This is a genomic window from Longimicrobium sp., from assembly GCF_048594345.1.
Classification (GTDB): domain Bacteria; phylum Gemmatimonadota; class Gemmatimonadetes; order Longimicrobiales; family Longimicrobiaceae; genus Longimicrobium.
Map to the genome: position 1 here is coordinate 1 of NZ_JBMDXM010000172.1, position 8,072 is coordinate 8,072.

Sequence of the window (8,072 nt, forward strand, 5' to 3'; positions counted from 1 at the left end):
CCGGAAAAACAACATCGGAAGGTACAGAGGAACCGGGAACCGCCAGAGGAACAGAGGTGATCCGCATTCCTCCTCTGTTCCTCTGGCTGTTCTCTGTTCCTCTGTACCCTGACCTCTGTTTTCAGTAGTCCGACTTGAGGCGAGGTGTTTTGCCGGATTCGGTATTAGCTCCGTTGACTCCGTGTGATATGAGACCCAATCCCTGAAAACCGGACGGGGCGAGAGATCAGAATCCCTCGCCCCGCCGTTCATCCACCGAAAAACCAGCGCGTCAGCTGCCGGCGACGCGGTAGGTAACGCCCAGAACCGGCGCGCTGTTGGGGATGGTGAGCTCGAAGGGCGTCTGTTCCTGGCGCGCGGGCGGAGTGATGGTCACCGTGCCCCGGCCCAGCTCGCCGCTCGACCCGTGCAGCGTGAACTCCACCTGCACCGGCGCCGTGGGGCCCGCGCCCACGGCGACGCCGCGGATCAGCGTGTTCTCGCCCTCGACGTCGATGTTGAACGACTCCAGCTGCACCGGCAGCGCCTCGCTGCGCGAGCTGATCTGGCGCGCCTGGCGCCCCAGCTCGCCCGCCTGCGCCGTGTTGCCGGCCGCCGTGGCCGCCTGCGACTGGCCCGCGTAGGCGTTGTAGTACAGGACCCACGCGCCGTAGCTGAGCGGCGAGATCTCCGTGGCCCGCTGCGCCACCGGCACCAGGTCGGTGTAGCGCTGCAGGTTGTTGAGCGCCAGCGCGTAGTTGTACCAGGCGTCGGGGCTGTTGGGCAGCCAGCGGGTAAGGTCCGCCAGCAGCGCCGCCGCCTCGGCCGACTGCTGCCGGTTCAGGTGCTGCGCACTGGCCAGCACCAGCGCGTTGAGCGTGTTGCCGCGCGTCTCGGCGCGGTTCGCCATCACCTCGGCCGAGCTGTCGGCCGGCAGCGCGTCGATCACCTGGAGCACCCGGCGCCAGCGGCGCACCGCCTCCTCGGTGTTCTGCCGGTTGAACGACACCAGCCCCAGGTAGAACTCCGCCGGGTAGCTGTTGGGGTCCAGGTTCAGCGCCGTCTGGTACGCCGCCGCCGCGGCGGTGGTGTCGCCGGACTGGATGAGCGCGCCACCGCGCTCCAGGGAAAGCGACGCCGTGCCGCGGCGCAGGCGGTTCACGTCGTACTCGCCCAGCTCGGGGCACAGCTCCACCGAGCGGCGGAACAGGCTGTCGGCGTCCGCGTAGTCGGCCAGGCCAATGGCGGCCTGCCCGGCCAGGTAGTAGCCGTACGCGCTCGCCTGGCCCGCCGCGATGGCGCGGCCGGCCTGCGCGCGCGCCAGCGTGTACTGCACCCGCTGCGCGCTGTCGGCCACCGTGGCGATCAGCGTAAGGTTCGCCGCCGCCGAGTCGGCCGAGGGCGAGGTGGCCAGGGGGCCCGTGGAGCAGGCGACGGTGGGAACGGGCACGCTGACGCGCGGCCCTCCCCCCCCGGCGCCCGTGCCGCCCGCACTGGCGCAGGCGGCGCCCAGGGCCGCGACGGCCAGCGTGCCAAGCAGGCCACGATCGATCTTCATCTGCGTCCTCCGTCAGGTTTTTTTGAAAAGGGACACGCTCCCCGGCGCCGGGGAGCGGCCTCACACGGGCCGGCGCGGGGCCGGCCTGGACTACCGTTCTTCGCGTGCCACGCCGTCCGCCAGCAGGGCGCGGTACGCCTCCAGCGGCGTCATCCCCAGCGCCGCGGCGGCGCGCGCCACGTCGTCGAACTCGGGCTTGGCGCGCTCGCCGCCGCCGGGAAGCGCGCTGCGCTTCACCCGGATCTCCTGGTCCCGCCACGACACCGTCTCCATCCGCCGCGGCAGCACCCGCCGCCCCGCCGGCCAGAAGCGCAGGCCGATGGTCGATCCGCCGCGGAACAGCGCCGCGCTCACCGCCTCCAGCTTCTCGGGGCTGGCCAGCGCCTCGATGCGCACGCCGGGCCGGCCCTTCTTCATCACCAGCGGCTGCGCGCTGCAGTCGGCCGCGCCGGCGTCCAGAACCGATTGCAGCAGCGTGGGCACGTACTCCGGCGTAAGGTCGTCCACGTCGCAGTGGATGACGACGATCCCCTCGTCCGCCCCGCCCTGCGGCTCGATGAGCACCAGGCGCAGCACGTTGGGCCGGTCCTGCGGGTCGCGCGTCCCCGCGCCAAAGCCGCTGGCGACGGGCGTGTACGTGGCCGGCGGCGGCGCGCCCCCGGTAAGCGCCTGGATGAGCGCGGCGCCCGTGGGCGTGGTGCACTCGCCTTCGAACTCCGGGTCGGTGACGGGAATGCCCTGCAGCAGCTTGAGCACCGCGGGCGGCGGCACGGGAAAGTGTCCGTGCGCCATGTCCACCCACCCGCGCCCCAGCGCCACCGGCCGCGTGTAGAACGACGTGGCCCCCAGCTCGTGACACCCGGCCACCGCCGCCAGCACGTCCACGATGGCGTCCAGCGCCCCCACCTCGTGAAAGTGCACCTTTTCGACGGTCGTACCGTGCACCGCGGCCTCGGATTCCGCAAGTAGCGTGAACGCGTGGATCGCGCGGTCGCGCACCTCCGGCGCAACGCCGGTGCCCTCGATGATCTTGACCACGTGGTGCAGGTGCCGGTGCGCGTGCTCGTGCGGCAGCTCCAGCACCAGGCGCGTGGCGGCGATCCCCTTGCGGTTCGCGCGCTCCGCGTCCACGCGGATGTCGCCCAGGTTGAGCCCCGCGACGAACGAGCGCAGCCACTCCAGCGGCAGCCCCAGGTCCAGCAGCGCGGCGATGGTCATGTCGCCGCTGATCCCCGCGAAGGGATCGAAGATGAGTCCGCGCAACGGACGTTCCTTTTCCGATACAGGCCGGCGGGGCCGGCGCTTCACTTCACAGGCCGCGCCGCACGTTCTTCGCCGCCGCCGGGGCGGAGGCAACGAACTGCGGCGCGGAATTTCGGGAGCGCGCCAAGGTAGGCGCGCGCACGGGCGGAGTCAAATGGGCCCTCCCCCGGCGGCGCCTGGGAGCGCGCCACCCCCTCCCGCAAACTGCGCGGGAGGGGGGATACACGGCACCGGCGGTGGTGCCATCCAGATCGTTCGGGGCGGGATCGTGGGCCGCCCCGACCCGCTCCGTCCGAAGCGGGATCGAAGTTTATACCCTCTCCCGCTTGCGGGAGAGGGTGCGAGCCTGAGCGAGCGGGTGAGGGCCTTCAGTGCCGGAACAGCCGCCGCCCCGTGAACACCATCGCGATCCCGTGCTCGTCCGCGGCGGCGATGACTTCCTCGTCGCGGACGGAGCCGCCGGGCTGGATGATGGCGCGCACCCCAGCCTCGGCCGCCGCGTCCACGCCGTCGCGAAAGGGAAAGAACGCGTCGGACGCCAGCGCCACGCCCGCCAGGTCAAACCCGTTGTCGCGCGCCTTCATCACCGCGATCCGCGAGCTATCCACCCGGCTCATCTGCCCCGCGCCGATGCCCAGCGCCATCCCCCCGCGCGCCAGCAGGATCGCGTTGGACTTCACCGTCGCCACCGCGCGCCAGGCAAAGCGCAGGTCATCCATCTCCTCCGGCGTGGGCGCGCGCTGCGTGACGGTGCGCCATCCATCCTCCGGATAGCGCATGGAAAGCCGCGTCTGCGCCACGAATCCGCCGCGCACGCGCTTCCAGTCCAGCTCGCCCTCGTCCACCGCCAGCGAAGGGATCTCCAGCAGGCGCAGGTTCTTCTTTTCCGTCAGCAACCGCAGCCCCGCCTCCACGAACGACGGAGCGACGATCGCTTCCACGAAGTTGGGCCGCATGAGCACCGCCGCCTCTTCCGTCACCGGCACGTTGAACGCGATCACGCTGCCGAACGCGCTGGTCGGGTCCGTCATCAGCGCCTTGCGGTACGCCTCAGCTGCGTCCGCGCCCACGGCGATGCCGCACGGCGTGGTGTGCTTGATGATGGCGCACGCCGCCAGTCCGCTCCCCTCCCACGCGCTCACCGCCTGGAGAGCGCCCTCCACGTCCAGCAGGTTGTTGAACGACAATTCCTTGCCGTGCAGCTGCCGCAGCGCCGGCAGCCCGCCGCCCGCCGCCTCGTCGCGGTAGAACGCGGCCGGCTGGTCGGGGTTCTCGCCGTAGCGAAGGTCCTGCACCTTGGCCAGCGAGAGGGTCACGCTCGCCGGGAACCGCGTGGACGCGTCCGCGTCGCCGCCGTCCAGGGCGCGCGTCAGGTAGTCGGTGATGGCGCGGTCGTAGTCCGACGTGTGCGCGTACACCTTCGCCGCCAGCCGCCGGCGGATGCTGATGGCGCGCTCCTCATCCCCCGCATCCATCGCGGCAAGGACGGTGGAGTAGTCCGCCGGATCGACCACCACCCAGACGCTCGCGTGGTTCTTGGCCGCCGAGCGCAGCATCGACGGCCCGCCGATGTCGATGTTCTCGATGGCGTCCGCCAACGTGGCGTCCGGCCGCGCCACCGTCTCGCGGAACGGATAGAGGTTGACGGCGACCAGGTCGATGGGCTGATATCCATGCGCCGCCATCTGCGCCACGTCGTCGGCGTTGTCGCGGCGGCCCAGCAGGCCGGCGTGCACCGCGGGGTGCAGCGTCTTTACGCGGCCCTCCATCATCTCCGGATGGCCCGTAACCTCGCTGACCTCCGTGACGTCGAGCCCCGCCTGGCGCAGGGTGCGCGCGGTGCCGCCGGTGGAGAGCAGCGTCCACCCGCGCCCCTGCAGCTCGCGCGCGAGATCCACCACCCCCGTCTTGTCGGATACACTCAGCAGTGCGCGCGGCATTGGTCTAGTTGTGTTCGGTAGATGAGGTATTTCCCGCGCCGGTTCCTGCCCGGCGCGGTGCCGCGATCGTGTCCGGCGGTTGATCCTGACGTGAGACCAGACAGACACGTACACGCCGTTGCCAGGGCGAATAAATTCGCGGCAACAACTACACAAAGTCCGCCTGCGCGGACTCGGCGGCCCGGCGGTTTGCGGCGTCCCACGCACCTGCGCGTCCGCTACCGGAAACCGACCCCTCCTCGTCGCGTCTCGCCGTGTCCCGATCTCGCGGCTACAACCCGCGAAGGCGGGTTTTGCGCCTTTCCAGCGGCGAATCTGTTCGCTCCTAGAGGCGAGGCGCGCGTTACTGGACCACCATCACCGTGACCTTCATTCGCTGAGGCGGACGGCGCGTCGATCTCCGCCCGTATCGCCGGAAACCCATCTCCAGCGATACGCACGGTCATTGGCTTGCGGCCCCGCCCTCCACGAGCGCCGTGTCACCCGCGACGGCGGAGGCGTTGGGCAGGTGCATGGTGCGATCGATGGACGCGTCCGCCGGCGCCGGTGCATCGACCAGGTCGAACGCGAGCGGCGCACCCGCGGGCTCCTGCCTCATCTCCGGCGGGCGGACCAGCGCCTCCACGGCCAGGGGCAGGATGCGGTGCTCCACCGCCAGCACCCGCGCCGCCAGCGCCTCCGGCGTGTCGCCGGGGAGAACGGGGACCGGCCACTGCGCGATGATGGCCCCCTCGTCGTACGCCTCGTCCACAAAGTGCACCGTGGCGCCGGACACGCGCACGCCCGATTCGATCACGGCGCGGTGCACGCGCATCCCGTACATCCCGTGGCCGCCAAACGCCGGCAGCAGCGCGGGATGGACGTTGATCATCCGCCCGTGAAAACGCCGCACCACCTCGCCCGGCACCAGCTGCAGCCACCCGGCCAGCACCATCAGATCGATGCGATGCGCGTCCAGCGCCTCCGCCAGTGCCCGCCCGAACGCCTCGGGCCCCAGCGTCCGCGCCTCCAGCGCCACCGCGTCGATCCCCGCGCGCTCCGCCCGCTCCAGCGCGCCGATCCCCGCCCGCGAGCCCACGACCAGCTCCACGCGCGCGGGCGCCGCCGGGTCCCCGTTGAAGCGGTCGATCAGCGCCTGCAGATTGGTGCCTCCGCCGCTGGCGAGAACGGCGATGCGCGCGTGTGTGCTCAACTCCGGGCCCGCTGCAGGGTGGAAAATGAGCGGCGAAGATAGACCGCCCGCCGGAGCGCCGCAACCGAATCCAGCGGGTGTGATGAGCGGGTAAACCCGCTGCTGGGAAAGCGACAAGCCCCATTCTGACTCGCCGGAGGCTCGCCAGAACGGGGCTTCAACTTCATGGACGAACGGCGAACCCGCGCGACACACGCGTTCGAACACGACCGGCTCTCCACAATCTCGGACCCTGCCGACGCGAGCGGTTGAAGCCCGGTTCGGCGAGTGCAACGAGCCGATACCGGGCTTATCGCATTCCCAGCAGCGGGTTTACCCGCTCATCTGGGCCCGCTCATCTGGGCCCGCTCATCTGCCCTCCTGGGTGTCGGCGAGGAACGGCATCGACCGTAACGCGACCACATCTCGGGGCAATCATCCCAGCCCGCCTAACGCCTCTCCGCCGCCGCCCCCTCCGCCGGAACCAGCGGCTCCAGTACCGCGAACAGCACGCGCCCGGCGGTGGTGAACAGGACGGACCACACGCCCGCCTTGATCCCGTCCCCCAGGTTGCTGTCCGGGTGCCACAGCGTCGGCGCGATGGCGCCGGCAAAGGTGCCCGCCAGGAACGGCTCCGAGATCACGCGGCGGCTGGTGGCGTCGCGGTCGGTGAACGTGTCGATGACCGAGTGCGTCACGCGGTCTTCCGTGCTGGTGCAGCCATGGCACGGCTCGATGTCCGTCGTGCGGCCCAGCGCCGCCGCCAGCCCGTGCCGCACCGACGTGCCGATCACGTGCCCGCCGCCCCGCGAGGCGATGCGCTGCGTCATCGCGTCGAATCCCCCGCCCCACTCGTCCGGCTCCGTGCGCGCGTGGTCGTACAATCCCAGCACCAGCGCGTTGGCCAGCGACAGCGGGTCCGCCAGCTCGTACATAAAGCTGCGGACCGGATCGGGCGGCGCCACCTGCGCCACCAGCGAGTCGGTGCGCGGCGAGTCCGGCGCCGGCGTCTGCGCGTGGAGCGCGGCGGGGAGCAGGAGCATCGCGGCCAGCGCGGTCGCGCGAATCTTCATCCGTCCAGTGGTTTGGGGAGAGGAAGCGAGAGAAAGCAGCGTACGCAAAGACGCGGAGCCGCGGCGGAAAGTTCCCTCCGCGCCTCCGCGTCCGCGTCAGGTGACGGGCATCACGCGAAGCCGCCCCCGCCGTACACCCCGGTAACGAAGGGATTCGTCGTGCGCTCGTGGCCCACCGTGGTGTCGGGGCCGTGGCCGCTGTGCAGCGTAGTTTCATCGGGCAGGGTGAGCACCTGCTCGCGGATGGAGCGCATCAGCGTGGCAAAGTCGCCGCCCGGCAGGTCCGTGCGCCCGATGGAGCCCGCAAAGATCACGTCCCCCACCAGCGCCACGCCGTCGCCCACCAGCATCACGTGCCCCGGCGCGTGCCCCGGCGCAAACCGGATCGCCAGCGCGCATTCGCCAAAGCGCACCGTTTCGCCCACCACCAGTTCGCCGTCCACCGGCGGCAGCGGCTCCAGCCGCACGCCGAACATCTGCGCCTGCATGGGCGCCGCGCCGTACAGCGGCAGGTCGGCGGGGTGCAGCAGGATGGGAATGCCGGGCAGCTCGCGGCGGGCCAGCGGGATCCCTTCCACGTGGTCCAGGTGCGCGTGCGTCAGCACAATCTTCTCGATGGTCACCCCCGACGCCTCCGCGGCCCGCAGCGCGTCCGCCGTCGCCGCGCCGGGGTCCACCAGGATGCCGGCGCCGGTGCGGGCGCAGGCGGCCAGGTAGGTGTTCTCCGCGAACATGCCGCCGGTGAACGACCGGACGACGATCTCGCCGGAGCCGCGCGCGTCAGCCACGGAGCGCCCCCAGCACCTCGTCGGCCCCGTGCGTCCCCGGCTGCGCGTACGCAATCCTGCCGTCGCGGTCGATGAGGTACGTGGCGCGGCTCACGTACTCCGCGCCCAGCACGCCGTACGCGGACGCGATCTCCGCGTCCTGGTCCACGATCAGGGGAAAGTCCAGGCTGTACTTGTCGCGAAACTCCACGTGGCTCTGCAGGCCGCCCGGATTCACGCCGAAACGCGCCACGCCCGCCTCCCGGTAGCGCTCGCCCTCGTCGCGCGCCAGGCACATCTGCGCGGTGCAGCCCGGGGTGT

General features: G+C 71.2%; 7 protein-coding genes. All 7 read right to left on the reverse strand.

Annotated features, from left to right (window positions below):
* Positions 1 to 271 precede the first annotated feature (271 nt).
* Entirely contained in the window at positions 272 to 1,537 is a 1,266-nt protein-coding gene (locus ACOJUJ_RS18825; protein WP_420128439.1) for a tetratricopeptide repeat protein, read from the reverse strand.
* A 90-nt stretch (positions 1,538 to 1,627) separates the two neighbouring features.
* Positions 1,628 to 2,800, reverse strand: a complete 1,173-nt coding sequence (larC, locus tag ACOJUJ_RS18830; protein WP_420128440.1) for a nickel pincer cofactor biosynthesis protein LarC — start codon at positions 2,798 to 2,800, stop codon at positions 1,628 to 1,630.
* Positions 2,801 to 3,168: 368 nt separating this feature from the next.
* Positions 3,169 to 4,740 carry a bifunctional phosphoribosylaminoimidazolecarboxamide formyltransferase/IMP cyclohydrolase gene (gene purH, locus ACOJUJ_RS18835; protein ID WP_420128441.1) on the reverse strand — a complete coding sequence of 524 codons (1,572 nt, stop codon included), beginning with the start codon at positions 4,738 to 4,740 and terminating at the stop codon, positions 3,169 to 3,171.
* Positions 4,741 to 5,182: 442 nt separating this feature from the next.
* Positions 5,183 to 5,932, reverse strand: coding sequence for a phosphoribosylglycinamide formyltransferase (gene purN / locus ACOJUJ_RS18840; protein WP_420128442.1), 750 nt, complete (start codon positions 5,930 to 5,932; stop codon positions 5,183 to 5,185).
* Positions 5,933 to 6,360: 428 nt separating this feature from the next.
* Entirely contained in the window at positions 6,361 to 6,984 is a 624-nt protein-coding gene (locus ACOJUJ_RS18845) for a hypothetical protein (RefSeq protein WP_420128443.1), read from the reverse strand.
* Between the two features lie 110 nt (positions 6,985 to 7,094).
* On the reverse strand, positions 7,095 to 7,772 hold the full coding sequence (locus ACOJUJ_RS18850; RefSeq protein ID WP_420128444.1) for an MBL fold metallo-hydrolase: 678 nt from the start codon (positions 7,770 to 7,772) through the stop codon (positions 7,095 to 7,097).
* Positions 7,765 to 8,072: peroxiredoxin (locus ACOJUJ_RS18855; RefSeq protein ID WP_420128445.1), on the reverse strand; the 308-nt coding region annotated here is incomplete at its 5' end. The genes ACOJUJ_RS18850 and ACOJUJ_RS18855, both read right to left, overlap by 8 nt.

What these genes read in the sequence shown, in the direction of transcription:
- ACOJUJ_RS18825 (WP_420128439.1), bottom strand. Translation starts at nt 1,537, where the DNA reads ATGAAGATCGATCGTGGCCTGCTTGGCACGCTGGCCGTCGCGGCCCTG.
- purH (WP_420128441.1), bottom strand. Translation starts at nt 4,740, where the DNA reads ATGCCGCGCGCACTGCTGAGTGTATCCGACAAGACGGGGGTGGTGGAT.
- ACOJUJ_RS18845 (WP_420128443.1), bottom strand. Translation starts at nt 6,984, where the DNA reads ATGAAGATTCGCGCGACCGCGCTGGCCGCGATGCTCCTGCTCCCCGCC.